The following is a 16758-nucleotide window of genomic DNA, read 5'->3' as shown; positions in this document are numbered from 1 at the left end:
TAAAAAAAATAGTAAAATATAAAAAGGTTTTTATAAATTGGATTAAATTGTGAAAATCGGACTCAGGATGTACATTCCCCAACCGTCACGGATGGCGGCAGTTCCACGCTCGCAAGTTTTAGCCTGCGGCTAAAACTTGAAGATTAAAAATGTACAAGAATGTACATTCATAAACGGACACGGATGTCCGTGGTTCCAAACTTCCAAGAGTTTTAGACGCAAGTCTAAAACTCTAAGATTAAAAATGTACTCAGGATGTACATTTTTAATCGCCCCCCCTTGCCTTTCTCCTCTAAAAGTGCTATAAAATTAGGACTCAAGTCAGGTTATACGATTATGGAAAGCTTAAAAAAAGCACCTCACATAACTTTATATATTCTTTTCTTTTTTTTGTTCTATCTTTCGAGCGTTAAGCATATAGAAGTTTTGATAGTCTGGGTTTTTATAGTTATTTCAATGATTTTGATTTTTTCGCCTGAAAGGATTAAAAACCTTAAATCGATTCTGGGCGTTTTGCCCTTTGTGATAATGGTTCTGCTTCCCTTCGTAATCAGGGGCTTTTACAATGTTCCTATAGAACAAAGATGTTTTTCTGCAAAGCTCATCCTGCGGCTAATGTGTGCGATGATGACGATTTCCTTTATTTCTTCAAAATATTCTTACCTTTACTTGGTCGAAGGCGTTATGAAGCTCGGCCTTCCCAATTTTTTAAATCAAATTATTTCTCTTACCTTTAGATACTTTTTTATGGTAAGAACGGATCTGGACAAGACTGCAAAGGCTATGAGTGCCCGCTGTTTTGACAATGCCCGCACCTTTGCAAAGGTTTCAACCTACGGCGAAATGATAGGCGGCTTTTTTTTGAAGGCGGCGGATCACGGCGATAAGGTTTATAATGCGATGAGGGCACGGGGCTTTACCTCCGAAACCAAATTTAAACCCGAAAAAATTGCCTCGCCCTTTTACATAGGCCTTCTTGTCTTCTTTGCTTTGTTTTTTATAGGCCTCACAATAATAGAAAGATTTATGGAGATTCCATGGCTGTTTTAATAGAAAATTTATCCTACACTTATCCCGATGGAAGGAATGCAATCAAGAATATAAACGCTCATTTTGAAAAAGGAAAAAAGACGGCCGTAGTCGGTCTAAACGGCTCCGGAAAGTCGACCCTCCTTTATCATCTTAACGGAACAATTTTGCCTCAAACGGGAAGGGTGAATATTTTGGGTGAAGAGGTTTCTAAAAAGACCTTAAATTCCGTAAGAAAAAAATCGGGCTTCCTCTTCGATTATCCCGACCATCAGCTTTTTTTGACAAGCGTTTACGAAGACATCGGCTTCGGGCTAAAGAATTTAGGTATGGGCAGGGGAGAAATAGAAGCTGCCGTTGATCGTATCTTAAAAAAACTGAATATCGAGCACTTAAAGGATTATTCTCCCTATCAGCTTAGTTTGGGGCAAAAGAAGATTTGTGCCATAGCCGGTGTCCTTGTTATGGAGCCTGAAATTATCGTATGCGATGAGCCTTTTTCGGGTCTTGACAGCAAGGTAAAGGCTGCCTTTAAAGCTATCTTGGACGATTTTTCCAAAGAAGGAAAGACGATTATTTTTTCGACCCATGATCAGGATTTTTGTTATGAGTGGGCCGATAATGTTTATGTGATGAACGAGGGAGAATTGATTGCCGGAGGCGATGCTGTGAGCATTTTTAATAATGCGGAAGTGCTGCAAAGAGCGGGTATAGTTATGCCTAAACTTGCAAGGCTTTTCGGCCATAAAAACCCTGCTCCCCGTTCTGTTGAAGATGCCTTAAATTTATTGTAAATAAAAGGAGTTTTGATAAACAGTTCGGCAGAAATTCCGCCTCACTGTTTATCTTTGATTCAGGAGGAATTTATGCATATATCCGATGGAGGATTATCGACGGCGGTTTGTGCCGTAGGTTATGCGGCAAGTGCGGTAGGAATTGCCTTTGCCGTCAAAGGAACAAAAGAAGAGGATATCCCGAAAATAAGTCTTATGGCGGGAACTTTTTTTGCTATTTCATTGATTATGATTCCGATACCGCCGAGCTCGGTTCATCCGCTCATGTGCGGACTGATAGGAATTATTGTAGGGCGTAGGGCGCCCCTTGCATTTTTTCCCGCACTGCTGCTGCAAGCCCTTTTATTTCAACACGGCGGGATTACAACCCTCGGAGCTAACACTCTGATGCTTTCTATTTCTTCAATATTATCTGCAATTATTTTTTATAATTGGAAAAGCGATAATGTGCTTTTAAAGGGAATGGTTGTAGGAGCCTTGTCTGTTATCTTTGTTGTTTTGGTTTTATCGGTTCTTCTTATGACGGGCGGAAGTTTTGCAAAAGAAACATTTATAGCTATCTTTGTTTCTCATTCCGTAGTTATGGCGGTCGAGGCTGTAATTACCGGTTTTGCCGTCAAGCTTATGATGAAGGCGAGGCCCGATTGGTTTAAACGGAATTTATAGGAAAATCAATTTTTTTTAGAAGGTAAAATTATGAAAAAATATACTTTAATTTTATTGTTTTTATTTGTTGTAAGCTTTGCAGCTTTTTCTCATGCAATGTTTTTGGAACTCGTCGAACCTGGAGTTTTTCAGGTTGAGTACGATGGCGGAGGCTTTACCCCCGGAACAAAGGTAATTCTTTATTCCGATGGAGGCCTTGATGTAATTCAAGAAGGCGTTGTAGACGATAAGGGTTTTTACCGCTTTGATCCTTCTCTTAAAGTAATGTCGGCCGAAGCTTCGGATGGGGCAGGCCATGTCGCCTATTGGGAAGCAAGCGAAGAAGAAAGCTCGGATGAAGGCGGAACTGCCGCATCCGCTTCCGGCGATTCTTCCGCAAAATCTAAAAAAATCGGGAAAACCAAAAGACCTAGTAAGCTCCCCACAATTTTAACCGTTTTAAATACCTGTGCCATTATTTTTCTCTTTTTTGAATTTAGAACATTTAAAAAAAAGGTCTTAGATAAAAAAGCTTAAAACAAGAGCCTAAAATATCGCCGCTCATTTTAATTTGCGCTTTGCTTATAATGAGCGGCAATAGACTATGTAACTAAAAAATAAAATGCCGCCGGCAAAAAGAAAGACGGGATAAAAAATGCCTATTGCAGCGATACTGCTGCCGATAAGCATTCCTATCGGAGAAGATATTTGAATCAGCACGGTATTAAAGGCAAAAAATCTTCCTGAGAATTCGGACCGTACCTTTTTTTGGTAAAGGCTTGTTACATAGACATTAAAAACTCCCATGCTGAAACCTGCAAGCAGGGCGGATGAGCTGATAATACTGCCGAGTAAGATTACATTAAATAAAAAGTTGTTTTCTTTTAAAAACCAAAAGTAAAAACCTAAAATCAAAAAAGAAAAGGCCGGCAAAACCAAAGCAAAAAATTTTATATTTTTACCGGAAACTTTTCGAGAAGCAAGGCTGCCCAGTATATTTCCTATTCCTAAGCCGAAAAAAACAATTGTTGAAAGAAGAGCTAAAAAAGATTTTTCATCTTTTAAAAATTTATTTAGAAAAGGAAAAGTCGACTGCCAATTAAACATAAAAACCGTCTTAAACTGATAGGTCAGTATGTTCGAAAAAATGGGGGTACAAAAAAAGTTTAAGCATGAACCCAATAATGCAAATCTTAAAAGTTCTTTTTCGCTTAAAACATAGCGGTACCCGTCGAAGATTTTTTTTAACTTTGACTCCATTTTCTTTTGCTCATCTTTCTTTTTAAAATCGTAACGGATAAAAATCTCGGATAGGGCCGATATAAAAAAAGTTAGAGCATTGATTAAAATACAGACTTCACAGCCTAAGAGCATCACGAGCCCTGCCGCAAAGATGACTGCCAGCATCGAAATTAAGCTCTTACTCATTTCCAAAACAGAATTAGCTTTTTTTAAATTTTCTTTGTTGATTATTTCGGGTAAAATTGCTCTGCTCGAAGGTTTAAAGATGGACAGGCAAAAACCTTGCAAAAAACTTATAAGGCAAAACAAAAATACCTTTAACTTAAAATCCAAATTTAAAAGAATCAAAAATAGAATAAAAATATTTAAAACAAATTGAGCCGAGTCGCTTAAGTATAAAATCTTCTTTTTGTTAAAGCTGTCTACGATTGAACCCGAAAAAAGAGAAAAAACAATTCTTGAAAATTTGGCTGCAGAATATACAAGGGCAAAATTTATAGGATTATCTGTTTGAAGGGCGACCCAGATAGAAATAGCTACGCTTCCTATTTCATCGCCTATCAGCGAAGTTATTGTGCCGAAATAAATTAAAAATAAATTACGCTTTTCCGTTCTTTTTTTAATTTGCATACAAGTATTCTAACTTTTGAGGACTCACTCTTCAACCCAATTTTCGAGTTTAAGAGTTTTTATCCTTTTAAATTCTTTTGTATTATTCGTCACCAAGGTTCCGTTATTATATAGAACTATTGACGCTATAAGTAAGTCATTAGGCCCGATAAGGGTTCCGCTTTTTTCCAGCTTTGAACGGATATCTGCATAGGTGTATGCCGTATGATCCGAAAATGGCTCTACTTCAAATTCTTTAAAAAATACTTCAAGCCGTTTTAGGTTGTCTTTCTTTTTTCTGCTCTTATATGCGCCCAATAAAAGCTCTGCCTTTACAATTGAAGGAAGTCTTATCTTAGAAGGCGGAATAGATAAAATTTTATTTTTGAGGGATTGATACTTTCCATTTATAAAATAAATACAGATATTTGTGTCCAAATAATACATTATAGGAACTCCCTAGGGCTGTCATCTTCCCATTTCGGCTGTTCCGGTCTTTGGAATGTTTTATCGTCTACCGATCCGAAAAGATTTATAAATTCGTTGGAGTAAGATGGCTCAATTTGAGGAAGAATTTTTTCCAAAACCCAGCCTGAAATGGATTTGTTTGCATTTTTAGCGGCTTTTTCAATTTTTTCAAAATGACTTTCTTTTACATATAAAGATATTTGCGGCATCGCTCCATACCTCCATTTTTAGTATAAAGCTTTTTTATTTATCCGTCAAGTATACTTGCAAGTATACTTGTTATATAAAAATCAGGAATTTAAAATCCCGAGATACCGATTTCGCGGTATTTTAAAGCCGCCGAAGCGTTTTATGTTTTCGGAAGGAATTTGGGCATCTATTAAAATGCCCTTTTTGTTTTCAAAGAAGTCTTGGGCAAAGAGGGCGAAGGCTGTTTTGGAGGCTCCGCTTATCTCGCTGAACATGGATTCGCCTATAAAGACTTCGTTTATATAAAGGCCGTAAAAGCCTCCTGCCAATTCGCCGCCTCTCCATGCTTCTACAGAGTGAGCAAAGCCCAGCTTATGAAGAAGTCTGTAAGCTTGAAGCATGTCATCCGTGATCCAAGTTCCTTTTTGACCCTCTCTTTTGATTAGGGCACAGTTTTCTATAACTTCATCAAAGGCTTCATTTCGGCTTATCTTAAAATTCGTCTTTTTTATTTCTCTTTTTAGGCGGGACGGAATATGAAAAGAAGCCTTGTCGATTACAAACCGCAGAGATGGAGAAAACCAGATTATCGGGTCTTCTTCGGAAAACCAAGGGAAAAAAGAATGTTTATAGGCCGAAAGAATCATGCCCGGCGAAAGGTTTCCTCCCGATATGACCTCATCATCTTGGGATTTTTGAATATAATCTTCTTCTCCCAAGGCCTTATTAAAATCAAAAAAATCTTCGCTCTCAAGCCAAGGAAAATCCTTTTGACTTCTTTTTAAGAGTATCTTTTTTTCCGTAGAACTTAAAAGCGATAATGAAGAAAAACCGGTCTGCATTTGTTTTTACTAAAAGGCTGCACCTTTTTATTTTATGTTTAACACCAAATAGGGCTTTTTAAGTTTGTCCCCGATTTGGCACTTTACGGAACTTCCCTTCTTTGTTTCCCCAAAAAGAATCATGTCTGTTAAGGGGGTTACAAATTCGTCTTCGACAAGACGGGCTGCATTGCGGGCTCCGAATTCTTCCGAATATCCTTTTTCGGCTAAAAGAGGAATAACGTCGTCTTCAAGCTCAAGGGAAATTTCTTTTTCGGCGAGCTGGGAGCGTATTTTTTCTACTTCCTTTTTGATGATGAGGCTCATAACCTGCATCGTAAGGGGGCCGAATTTTATGATTGCATCAAGCCTGTTTCTGAATTCCGGAGTAAAAGTTTTTTCGACAGCCTCATCGACAGCCGATTCCGAAATACGCTCTCCTCCGAAACCGATTAAGGGCTTTCCTATATTGGAAGAGCCTGCATTGCTTGTCATAATAAGAATTATATTGTTAAAGGCTGCCTTTCTGCCCTGATTATCGGTAAGGGTAGCATAATCCATAATCTGTAAAAGAATATTATAGATGTCGGCATGAGCCTTTTCTATCTCGTCCAAAAGAAGAACTGCATTCGGGCTTTTTTGTACGGCAGAGGTTAAAAGCCCTCCTTCTTCAAAACCTACATAACCGGGGGGCGAACCTATGAGACGGCTTACCGTGTGCTTTTCCTGATATTCGCTCATATCGAAGCGGAGGAGGGGGATACCCAGCTCTTCTGCAAGGGTCTTAGCAAGCTCGGTTTTGCCTACGCCCGTGGGGCCGACAAACAAAAAGTTTGCAACCGGCTTATCCTTAGAGCGGAAGCCGGCTCGGGAGCGTTTTACAGCCTTGGTAACGCCCTCGATGGCGGTATCTTGGCCGAAGATTTTTTTTGAAAGGATTTCTTCAAAGTGCCGCAGCTTTTCCGTTTCGTTTACCGAAACCCTTTGTTCCGGTATTTTTGCCGTTTTTGCAACTATCTTATCTATGTCGGAAAGACTTACCTCCGGCAAGGCTGTTTCTTCAAGGCCTTTTTCATCAGCTTCATTTTCGTTCTTTTCTTTATCGGCTCTTATCTTAATCAGGGCACCGGCCTCGTCTATAAGGTCTATGGCCTTGTCGGGCAAAAACCTGTCCCTGATATGAATGGCCGAAAGATGGACTGCCGACTCCAAAACCTCATCGCTGTAGTGAACCTTATGAAAATTCTCGTAACTTTCGCGAAGGCCTTTTAATATTTTAACGGCTTCTTCTTCATTCGGCTCTTCAATATCTATTTTTTGGAAACGCCTTGCAAGGGCTGCGTCCTTTGTAAAATGCTTATTGTATTCTTCAAAGGTTGTAGCTCCGATACAGCGAACCTTTCCGTTCGCCAAAATCGGTTTTAAAAGATCAGGTGCTTCAATTCCGCCTCCGCCCGAGTTTGCATTTACAATGGTGTGGATTTCATCTATAAAAAGAATAGCATTTTTTTCTCTTGAAATTTCGGATACAATCCGTTTAAGCCTCTCTTCAAAGTCGCCTCTAAATTTTGCTCCGGCCAGCAAATCAGATAGGCTTAAGCTGTAGATATTCGCGTTTTTTAAAAAGCTGGGAACCTTATTTGCCGTAATTCTTTGTGCAAGCCCCTCGGTGATAGCCGTTTTTCCGACTCCGGCTCCTCCCACATGAATGGGATTGTTTTTTTGTTTGCGGCATAAAATCTGAATAGTTCTTTCTATTTCTTCTTCCCTTCCGATTATGGGAGAAAGGCGGCCCTTGCGGGCTTTTTCGGTTAAATTTACCGTAAACCTTTCAAGATAAGTTTTTTGTGCCTTGCTTTTGTCCGTGTTTTTTTCTTCGGAATTATGGCGGGCAGAGTCTTCTTTTACGCCTTGAGCTTCCTGAACATCTTCGGCTTCTTCATAGGCACTTCGGTTTTTGCCGTCATCATAGAAGTCGGGGCTGCTTACCAGCTGGAGGAGTCTTAGGCGGTCTATTCCGCTTTGCTTCATAAAAAAGGAACAATGATTTTTTTCCTCATCCATAAGGCTTACTATTATGTCGTTAATCCCGATAACGGGCTTTTCTGCAGCGTTGCAGTTTAAAATTGCCCTTTCAAAAACATTTTGCAGGCCTACTGTTTGAATAGGTTCTGCCTGATTGTCTTGTGTCCTTACCGGAACCTTGTTTTCAAGGTAGGTGTTTAGGTTATCGTGGATGTAACCCAAATCCGAACCTGAAAGGGTAAAAAGCTCCAAGGCCTTGGGATTGAACATAATAGCCCACAGGAGGTGCTCCGGAGTAACAAATTCATGATTTCTTTTTTTAGCATCTTCAACAGCATCTTGAAAAATGCGTCTGACAGTTAGACTTACCGTAAAATTCATACTTTTTCAACCTTGCATTGCAGCGGAAAATTATTATTCTTTGCTGCCGTTAATACTTGAAAGCATTTTGTTGTTGCTATGTCATATACATAGATACCGACGGAGGCTTGTCCGGTTTTATGAACCTTAAACATCAAAGTTTCGGCCTCTTCCTGTGACTTATTAAATATGGAAATAAGGACGGCCACAACAAAATCCATTGGGGTAAAGTCATCATTGAGAAGAATGACCCTATAATTTTCCGGTTCTATAAATTTTTCAGATATAATAGTCCCCTTTTGGGCTTGCTTTTTTAGTTCCATACATATAAAGTACTGTAAAAATCCGTATTTTACAAGCAAATTCTTATTTTTTTTAATAATATTCTTTGATAAAGGCAAGAATTTTGATAAAAAATTTGATATATTTGTAAAAAAAGGAAAAAGAAACTTGATATTTTGACGTAATGTGCTATACTATAATGCGATGAGCTCTAGTAATTCTGAAACAAAAAAAATAAAACCTATCAGTATCGGCAGAAAAAATGCGGTAATGGAAAGGATTTTTGAACTTATATATGAAAAATCATCATTTTTGCTTTTAGGGCATAAGCACGCCGATGAGGATTGTTTCTCCTCGGTTGTTGCTTTCGGCTTATTGTTGCGTAAATTCGGGAAAACCGTAAATATTTTTTTAGAAGATAATGTTCCCGATAATCTTTCTTTTTTTGCGGATATTTGCAGGTACAATTTTATCTCTTTGTTTGTTAATGATGTGACTGAGGTCATAAATCCCGATGTTGTCGTTATTTTGGATACCCCCAAGCCTGATATGATAGCCTCAAATGATGCTATTGAAGTTTTTTTAAAGGATAAAACGCTTCCTAAGGTTGAAATTGACCATCACTTTGCCGCGGATGCGGATTATTCGGGGGATGAGGATTATAGACTTACCTTGAGGGCTTCAAGCACTTGCGAGATAATAGGGCAAATGTGCTTAAAGCTTGAAAAACGCCCTGAGATTCTTAAAAAATACGGTATACATGAGTTATATTCACGCAACATAGTTCTTGCTATGCTCACAGGCATGATTGGAGATGCAAAGATGGGAAACTATCTTTTTAAGCGGCGTGATAAGGCTTTTTATGATTATTTTTCAAAAAAGTTCAATTCTATTCTTCATGAAAAATTTAACGAAGGTTCTCAAAACATAAGTTCCGTCAACGAAATTGTGGATGTAATGGAAAAACTTTCAGATGAAGATGCAAGAATTTATGAATCGGTAATGAAAAACGCTTCTTATGATGGACGCGTCGGTGTTATAATCTTAGATGAAAAACAGTCCGATTCTTTAAGTTCGGGGATTGATTATAATCAGTTTTTGGGAGTTATAAAACGTGCTACAGATAATATAGCCGAAAAAGTTCATGGAGTGGGTATCTCGGCATATTTTGATCCTGTGGAAATCTCCGATAAAATTCAGCTTAGAATAAGGGCTTCCGGAGATGTAAAGGGGATTGATGTAAGACCTATTTTAAGCGAATTCGGTATTGAAGACGGCGGTGGCCATCCCGGTGCCATAGGTTTTAGGTTCCCCAGAACGGAAATCAAAGATCTTCCGGCATATGTAGAAAAAATTTCTAAAAAAATTAAAACCCTTATTCCGAAATGATGCCTCAAAAAATAAACTATGACAGACTGATGCAGGAGACGATAAAAAATTTAGGTTCGAATGACAAGACCTTATTGCTTCATTCCTGCTGTGCTCCTTGCAGCTCTTCCGTTATCTTAAAGCTCGCTCCTTTTTTTAAGCTGACTGTTTTCTATTATAATAGCAATATCGATACTTCTGAAGAGTACGAAAAAAGAGCGGAAGAGCAAAGGCATCTTATTTCCATATACAATGAAGAAAATCTATCATCTCACAAGATAGAAATAATCAAAGAGGCCTATGATCCGCAAGAATTCTATGAGATTTCTCAAGGTTTGGAAGATTGTCCCGAGGGGGGAGAGCGCTGTATGCGTTGTTACCTTTTGCGGCTAAAAAAAACTGCCGAAAGGGCTAAAAAGGACGGTTTTGACTTTTTTACCTCAACTCTTTCGGTAAGTCCTTTAAAAAATGCGGAAAAGCTTAATACTATCGGTCTTTCCCTTGAAAGTGAAGGCTGCAAATGGCTGCCGAGCGATTTTAAAAAAAGGAACGGCTACCTTGATTCTATAAATTTAAGTAAAAAATACGGTCTTTACAGACAGGACTACTGCGGCTGCAAATACTCAAAGCGATAAAATTTTACTCATTTTATATTCATAAATTCAAGTTTTAGAATTGACTATATACTTAATTCCTGTTATAATAAAAGCAAAGTAATCAATCTATTGACTAAAAATAATAGGAGGTCAAAAGTGAAACTTGAATTAGGTATTATCCCCATTAACGACATGAAATTTGGAAACAAAACTGCCGTTAACGGAACATGCCTTGAAGTAAACAAAGCTGAACTTGAGGCTCTTATCAAGGAAGATCCGCTTGTAACCGGTGTTGAATTGCACATTGCAAAGCCCGGTGACAATACCCGAATTATCCCTGTAAAAGATGTTCTTGAACCCCGATGCAAGGTAGAAGGCAGCGGCGTTTGCTTCCCCGGTTTCTTTACCGGCGAAGAGGCTGTTGTTGGAGCAGGTAAAACCCACGTATTGAAGGGTGCTGCTGTAGTTACAACCGGAACCGTTGTAGGTTTCCAGGAAGGTATCATCGACATGAGCGGTCCGGGTGCCGAATATACACCCTTCTCAAAGACCGTAAACCTCGTTGTTGATTGCAAAATCCAAGACGATGTTACCCGTGCTATTAAAGAAAAGGCCTTACGCCTTATGGGCTTAAAAACAGCCAGATATCTCGGAGAAGCTGCTAAAAACGTAAAACCCGCTTCTGTAGAAACCTACGAAACACTTCCCTTCGTAGAGCAGGCTAAACAATATCCCAACCTTCCCAAGGTAGGTTATGTTTACATGCTCCAGAGTCAGGGACTTTTACATGATACCTACTACTACGGTGTCGACGTAAAGCAGATTCTTCCCACCATGATGTACCCCACAGAAGTTATGGACGGTGCAATCGTAAGCGGTAACTGCGTTTCTGCATGCGATAAAAACCCGACCTATGTTCACCAGAACAGCCCCATTATCCATGAGCTCTATAAGAGACACGGAAAAGACATCAACTTCATGGGTGTAATTGTTACAAACGAAAACGTTACTCTTGCAGACAAGGAAAGATCTTCTAACCTTTCAGCAAAGTTGGCTCAGATGCTCGGCTGCGATGCAGTTATCGTTTCTGAAGAAGGTTTCGGAAATCCCGATGCCGACTTGATCATGAACTGTCGCAAGATCGAAGAAATGGGTATCAAGACCGTTCTCGTAACCGACGAATATGCCGGTCAAGACGGTGCAAGTCAGTCTCTTGCTGACTCGAACCCCTTAGGAAATGCTGTAGTTTCTAACGGAAACGCAAACGCTGTTGTAAAACTTCCCCCGATGAAGACCATCATCGGAGATGTAAAACAGGCAAATGTTATTGCAGGTGCTTGGGACGGAAGTTTACATGCCGACGGAACAATCGAAGCTGAAATTCAGGTTATTACCGGTGCTACAAACGAGCTCGGATTCTGGAATCTTAGCGCAAGAGGACTATAAGGAGTTAAGCTATGAGTAAAGTAATTGTTCATTATATCAATCAGTTCTTTGCCGGAAAGGGCGGAGAAGACATGGCTGACTACAAACCGGAGGTTATTGACGGAACAGCAGGTCCCGGTACCGGAATTCAAGGTGCTTTAGGAGATGCAGGAAAGATCGTCAAGACCATTATCTGCGGTGATAACTTTTTTAACGAGCACGAAGAAGAAGCTGTTGCATTCGTCAAAAAAGTTCTTACAGATACAAAAGCAGACCTTCTTATCGCCGGTCCCGGATTTAACGCCGGACGATACGGTATGGCTTGCGGTAACGCAGCAAAGGTTGCCTTTGAGCTTGGAATCCCCGCTATTTCTGGTCTCTATGAAGAAAACCCCGGTTATGATGTATTCAAAGCCTTTATGTACACAATCAAAACAGGCAACTCTGCTGTAAGCATGAGAGAAGCTGTTCCTGCTATCGGAGCTTTGGCTAAAAAACTTTTAAAAGGCGAACAAATTTGCTGCCCCGAAAAAGAAGGTCTCTTACCCAGAGGCGTACGCCAAAACTACTTTGCAGAAGAAAGAGGTGCAAAGAGAGCTGTTGACATGCTCATCAAGAAGATTAAGGGTGAAGCATTCGTAACCGAATATCCGATGCCCGTATTCGACAGAGTACCTCCTCAGCCTCCCGTTAAGGATATCACCAAGGCAAAGATTGCATTGGTAACCTCAGGCGGTGTTGTACCCAAGGGTAACCCCGACCACATTGAAGCTTCAAATGCTTCACACTACGGCGAATATTCAATCGCAGGTATGGCCGCTCTTTCATCAAAAGACAGCGAAACAGCTCACGGCGGATATGACCCGACCTATTGTAACGCAAACCCCAACCGAGTTCTTCCGGTAGATGTTTTGCGTGATCTCGAAAAAGAGGGAAAGATCGGAAAGCTTCATGACAAGTACTATACAACGGTAGGAAACGGTACCGCTGTAAAGCGTGCAAAGAAATTTGCCGAAGAAATTGTTCAAAAACTTGTAAAAGATGGAGTGCAGGCTGTAATTCTTACCTCTACGTGAGGCACATGTACTCGTTGCGGTGCAACGATGGTTAAAGAAATCGAGAGATTCCTCCCGGTAGTACATATTGCAACTGTTGTTCCTATCTCAAAGACTGTTGGTGCTAACAGAATTGTTCCGGCTGTAGCTATTCCTCACCCGCTCGGTGATCCTAAAATGAACGACGCAGATGAGAAAAAACTCCGCCGATCACTTGTTGAAAAAGCATTAAAAGCTCTTGAAACACCTATTTCAGAGCAAACCGTTTTTTAATTTAGCTTTTTAAACTAAAGCCCCCAAGCCTCTAAGGCAAGGGGGCTTTTTTTATGGCTGGTTTTTCCGCTCTTGTAGACAAATTTCAGCTTTTAGTGTATCATCTTAAAATACTTTTTTTCGAGGGAAAAGATGGATTATATTGAAAGTCTTTTTAATAAGAATTTTTTGGAATATGCAAGTTATGTTATCCGCGACAGGGCCATACCCGACCTTGAGGACGGCTTAAAGCCTGTTCAAAGGAGAATTTTACATTCTCTTTTTGAGATGGATGACGGCAAATTTCACAAGGTGGCAAACGTTATCGGGCACTGTATGAAGTACCATCCCCACGGAGACGCTTCCATAGGAAACGCCCTCGTGGTTCTTGCCTCAAAAGAGCTTTTTATAGATACGCAAGGAAACTTCGGGAATATTTTTACCGGAGATGAAGCTTCCGCTCCCCGATACATAGAGTGCAGGGTAAACGAATTTGCAAAAACCATCTTTTATAATCCTCACATAACCGATTATACCGTTTCTTATGACGGAAGAAACAAGGAGCCCCTGGCTTTTAGGGCCAAGCTCCCCGTAATCCTCGCAATAGGGGCAGAGGGAATTGCCGTAGGTATGTCTACAAAGATTTTGCCCCATAATATCCTCGAAATAATTGAGGCCGAAAAAGCCTTTTTAAGCGGAAAATCCTTTGCTCTTTTCCCGGACTTTCCTACGGGAGGATTGATAGATGTCTCTGAATATGAAGACGGCTTAGGCAAAGTCTTAGTCAGGGCCAAGCTCGACACCTCCGACGAAAAGAGGATAGTAATAAGGGAGCTGCCCTTCGGAAGCACCACCGAAAGCATGATTAACTCTATCGAGGCCGCTTCAAAGGCCGGAAAGGTTAAGATTTCGGAAATAAGCGACTATACGGGCGAAAATGTCGAGATTGAGTTAAAGCTTCCCAGAGGAGTCTATTCGGCAGATGTGGTAGATGCCCTCTATGCTTTTACCGAATGCGAGCAGTCGATTCCCTGCAATCTTTTGGTTATAAAGGACAATCTTCCGGTTCAAATTACCGTAACCGATATAATAAAATATCATGCCAAGCAGCTGATGCAGATTTTAAAGGACGAGCTCGAATACGAAAGAGCTATGCTTACCGAGCGCCTCCACCTGCGCACCCTTGAGCGTATTTTTATCGAGGAACGCATATACAAAAAGATAGAAACTATGAAGACGGCGGAGGGCGTAATCAATGCAGTTATCAAGGGCTTTGTTCCCTTTAAAAAGGAATTAATCCGCGATGTAACCGAAGATGATGTCGATAAATTGCTTAAAATCCCCATCCGCCGCATATCTCTTTACGATATAAACAAAAACCGTGAAGAGGTCAGGGAGATAAATAACCGCTTAAAGGAAATTGCAAAGCTCTTAAAGAATTTAAAGGGCTATGCTATTTCGGTTTTGGACGGAATTGCGGCAAAGCTTCCGGCAGAGGAATTTAAGCGCAAGACCGAGATTACGGGCTTTACAAAGGTTGACGTAAAAGAGGCCGTAACAAGGGATACGGCCCTCCGCTATGATGAAGAAACGGGATATCTCGGCACCTCCGTTACCACAGGAAAAGATATTCTACGGGTCAGCCCCTATGACCGCATCTTTGTCTTGCGGAAGAGCGGGGTTTACACCGTAATGGATGTGCCCGACCGAGTCTTTGTCGATACGGGAATGTGGTATTGCGGCTTTGCCGAAAAAGAAGAGCTTTCAAAGGTGCTTTTTACCGTAATTTACCGCGATTCCAAGACAAAGTATGCCTATATAAAAAGGGCGAGGGTAGAAGGCTATATCCTAAACAGGGATTACCTTTTTGCTCCCGACAACACCGAGGTGCTTTTTGTAAGTACGAAACTTAAGTTTTCTTTTAAGCTGAACTATGCGCCTAAACCGAGAGTAAAAAAGATAGAAGAAGAATTTAAGGCCGATTCCTTTGCTGAGAAAGGCTTAAAGGCCCAAGGCGTACGCCTTTCGGTACGAGAGGTTCTTTCTGCCGAAGAACTGTCTGAAAAAAAATCATTGATTAAAAAGGCTCAAGAAAAAAAAGCCGAAACAAAAAAGACGGTTAAAAAGGAAGCTCCTATAAAGGAAAAAAAAGAAGCCGCAAAGAAGGCTAAGCCTGAAAAAACGTCCAAGACCGTCAAAAACGAGAAGACTTCCGGGGCTCAAAAGACTTCAAAGACAGGAAAGAAAAAAGTATCCGATAAATAAGGAGGCTTTTAATCGAGGAACAAGATTTTCTTGATTTCTTCTAAGAGCCGGAGCTGCTGTTCGGCTCTGGCTATGCCTTCTATTGCAGGGTCATAGCGTTTGTCTATCGTTAAAATTTCTTTCCAAAGTTCTATAGCTTTTTCGTAGTTTTTATTATTGTACTCTTTTAAGGCCTGAACATAGAGTTTTTTTACGGTGCTAAGTTTTTCATCTCTTTTATCCTGTCCTAAAAGAAGTTTTACTCCCACGCTGATACGGCTGATATTTGTAACCTGACTGGATAGATCCAGAGTATAATTTGCGGAAATTTGAACGTCCGAGAGGTTTACTTCTCCACCCAAGGTAAATCGAGGATTTCCTCCCTTAATGCCTAAACCTGTTAGAAGATTAAAATATTTTGTAATTGAAAACATAAATCCTAAACTGCCATAAGGCAGGCCGGAATTTTTTATGTTTACAATATTTATCCCCTGATTCACATCTATTCCGAATAAAAAGAAATTTACGGGCCTATATGCAAAGCCTAGAGAAATATATGAAGGAGGAATGTCTCCTTTTATGGGGGGACCGAAGTTTTTTAAACTAAGCCCGAAATAAAAATTAGGCTCATCACTGTAAAAGATTTTTGTAACATTGGCCCTTATCATAATTCCAAAATCGCCAAGAACGGCATATCCGTTTTGTTGTGAAGCATTTTTATATTGGGGTGTAGGGTTGTCCGGATCCGCTGCCTCTCCCTGCCCTGAAAATGGAGGCATGGATCTTATGCCGGTTTTTATACTTCCCCCTACTGTTAAACCCTTAAAATCGTATCCTGCAAAAAAATTATAGGCTATATTTGCGGTTAAAAAAGTTTCGCTATAATAGCCTGATGCTTTTTTTTGCCCCAAGGGGCCGTATTCGGTAAAGGGAATGTAGAAGCACCTTAATGAAGTTCCCCAGCCCAGATGATTTTTCCTTTGGGTATAGCCTAGCGTTTCGAGCTTGGAATCCGCTATCCAGCTGTTATGCAGAACATTTAGCTCGGTTTCTTTTAAAAGGGCACTCGCAGCAGGGTTTGCATCGAAAAAACTTATATCGTTTGAAAGAGCCGTAAAAGTGCCCCCAAGACCTTCAAAGCGGCCTCCTGAGGGAATTAAAAGGGAGCGAAAAGCTGTTTCTCCTTCAAATTTTTGTGTAAATATATCAAAAATTGATGATACTCCCGAGTAAAAATTGGAAATATCTGCACAAAAAAGGCCTATTTTTGGAAAAATGAGAAAAATACTTATGCAAACGGCTTGAAAAATTCTCTTCATATTTATACTATTATAAATGAATTTCGGCTTTTTTT

General features: G+C 40.1%; 16 protein-coding genes. 9 read left to right on the top strand and 7 right to left on the bottom strand.

Annotated features, from left to right (window positions below; translation table 11 throughout):
- The first annotated feature begins 336 nt into the window (after positions 1 to 336).
- The 4 genes from TDE_RS10105 to TDE_RS10090 all read left to right on the top strand — a co-directional run bounded on the left by TDE_RS10105 (position 337) and on the right by TDE_RS10090 (position 3005).
- Complete coding sequence (locus TDE_RS10105) at positions 337 to 1050, top strand: energy-coupling factor transporter transmembrane component T family protein (protein WP_164920604.1); 714 nt, start codon at positions 337 to 339, stop codon at positions 1048 to 1050.
- On the top strand, positions 1038 to 1823 hold the full coding sequence (locus TDE_RS10100; RefSeq protein ID WP_002675584.1) for an energy-coupling factor ABC transporter ATP-binding protein: 786 nt from the start codon (positions 1038 to 1040) through the stop codon (positions 1821 to 1823). Before TDE_RS10105 ends, TDE_RS10100 begins: the two co-directional genes overlap by 13 nt.
- A 72-nt stretch (positions 1824 to 1895) precedes the next feature.
- On the top strand, positions 1896 to 2489 hold the full coding sequence (locus tag TDE_RS10095) for a CbiM family transporter (RefSeq protein ID WP_002668179.1): 594 nt from the start codon (positions 1896 to 1898) through the stop codon (positions 2487 to 2489).
- 30 nt (positions 2490 to 2519) lie between these two features.
- A complete protein-coding gene (locus tag TDE_RS10090; RefSeq protein WP_002679947.1) occupies positions 2520 to 3005 on the top strand; it encodes a hypothetical protein in 486 nt (161 codons plus the stop codon).
- 45 nt (positions 3006 to 3050) lie between these two features.
- Here the strand turns inward: TDE_RS10090 and TDE_RS10085 are convergent, their stop codons facing one another.
- The 6 genes from TDE_RS10085 to TDE_RS10060 form a co-directional block, all read right to left on the bottom strand.
- Positions 3051 to 4340, bottom strand: a complete 1290-nt coding sequence (locus tag TDE_RS10085) for an MFS transporter (RefSeq protein WP_010957157.1) — start codon at positions 4338 to 4340, stop codon at positions 3051 to 3053.
- A gap of 24 nt (positions 4341 to 4364) precedes the next feature.
- Complete coding sequence (gene vapC / locus TDE_RS10080; RefSeq protein WP_002679941.1) at positions 4365 to 4766, bottom strand: type II toxin-antitoxin system tRNA(fMet)-specific endonuclease VapC; 402 nt, start codon at positions 4764 to 4766, stop codon at positions 4365 to 4367.
- Positions 4766 to 4996 (bottom strand): hypothetical protein, encoded by a 231-nt coding sequence (locus tag TDE_RS10075; RefSeq protein WP_002674571.1) that lies wholly within the window; start codon positions 4994 to 4996, stop codon positions 4766 to 4768. Before TDE_RS10075 ends, vapC begins: the two co-directional genes overlap by 1 nt.
- Positions 4997 to 5077: 81 nt before the next feature.
- The gene (gene aat / locus TDE_RS10070; protein ID WP_002679939.1) at positions 5078 to 5818 is read right to left on the bottom strand and encodes a leucyl/phenylalanyl-tRNA--protein transferase; all 741 of its coding nucleotides are present in this window, start codon (positions 5816 to 5818) and stop codon (positions 5078 to 5080) included.
- Positions 5819 to 5845: 27 nt separating this feature from the next.
- Positions 5846 to 8203, bottom strand: coding sequence for an ATP-dependent Clp protease ATP-binding subunit ClpA (gene clpA, locus TDE_RS10065; protein ID WP_002679937.1), 2358 nt, complete (start codon positions 8201 to 8203; stop codon positions 5846 to 5848).
- Complete coding sequence (locus tag TDE_RS10060; RefSeq protein WP_002668196.1) at positions 8200 to 8505, bottom strand: ATP-dependent Clp protease adaptor ClpS; 306 nt, start codon at positions 8503 to 8505, stop codon at positions 8200 to 8202. Before TDE_RS10060 ends, clpA begins: the two co-directional genes overlap by 4 nt.
- Positions 8506 to 8668: 163 nt before the next feature.
- On the opposite strand from TDE_RS10060, the gene TDE_RS10055 reads away from it, so the two are divergent.
- From TDE_RS10055 to TDE_RS10035, 5 genes are all read left to right on the top strand, one after another.
- On the top strand, positions 8669 to 9853 hold the full coding sequence (locus TDE_RS10055; RefSeq protein ID WP_002683696.1) for a DHH family phosphoesterase: 1185 nt from the start codon (positions 8669 to 8671) through the stop codon (positions 9851 to 9853).
- Positions 9850 to 10467 (top strand): epoxyqueuosine reductase QueH, encoded by a 618-nt coding sequence (locus TDE_RS10050; RefSeq protein ID WP_010957156.1) that lies wholly within the window; start codon positions 9850 to 9852, stop codon positions 10465 to 10467. Before TDE_RS10055 ends, TDE_RS10050 begins: the two co-directional genes overlap by 4 nt.
- 117 nt (positions 10468 to 10584) lie before the next feature.
- Positions 10585 to 11874, top strand: a complete 1290-nt coding sequence (locus tag TDE_RS10045) for a glycine/sarcosine/betaine reductase component B subunit (RefSeq protein ID WP_002674584.1) — start codon at positions 10585 to 10587, stop codon at positions 11872 to 11874.
- 11 nt (positions 11875 to 11885) lie between these two features.
- The gene (gene grdB, locus TDE_RS10040; protein WP_010957155.1) at positions 11886 to 13181 is read left to right on the top strand and encodes a glycine reductase complex selenoprotein B; all 1296 of its coding nucleotides are present in this window, start codon (positions 11886 to 11888) and stop codon (positions 13179 to 13181) included.
- 132 nt (positions 13182 to 13313) lie between these two features.
- A complete protein-coding gene (locus tag TDE_RS10035; protein WP_002679930.1) occupies positions 13314 to 15425 on the top strand; it encodes a DNA topoisomerase IV subunit A in 2112 nt (703 codons plus the stop codon).
- An 8-nt stretch (positions 15426 to 15433) separates the two neighbouring features.
- Here the strand turns inward: TDE_RS10035 and TDE_RS10030 are convergent, their stop codons facing one another.
- Positions 15434 to 16723, bottom strand: coding sequence for a UPF0164 family protein (locus TDE_RS10030; RefSeq protein WP_002679928.1), 1290 nt, complete (start codon positions 16721 to 16723; stop codon positions 15434 to 15436).
- Between the last annotated feature and the right edge of the window lie 35 nt (positions 16724 to 16758).

Origin of the sequence: Treponema denticola ATCC 35405 (assembly GCF_000008185.1) — a bacterium.
GTDB lineage: Bacteria > Spirochaetota > Spirochaetia > Treponematales > Treponemataceae > Treponema_B > Treponema_B denticola.
Note: the sequence above shows the minus strand (reverse complement) of the source record. Positions and strands in the feature narration are given on the sequence as shown.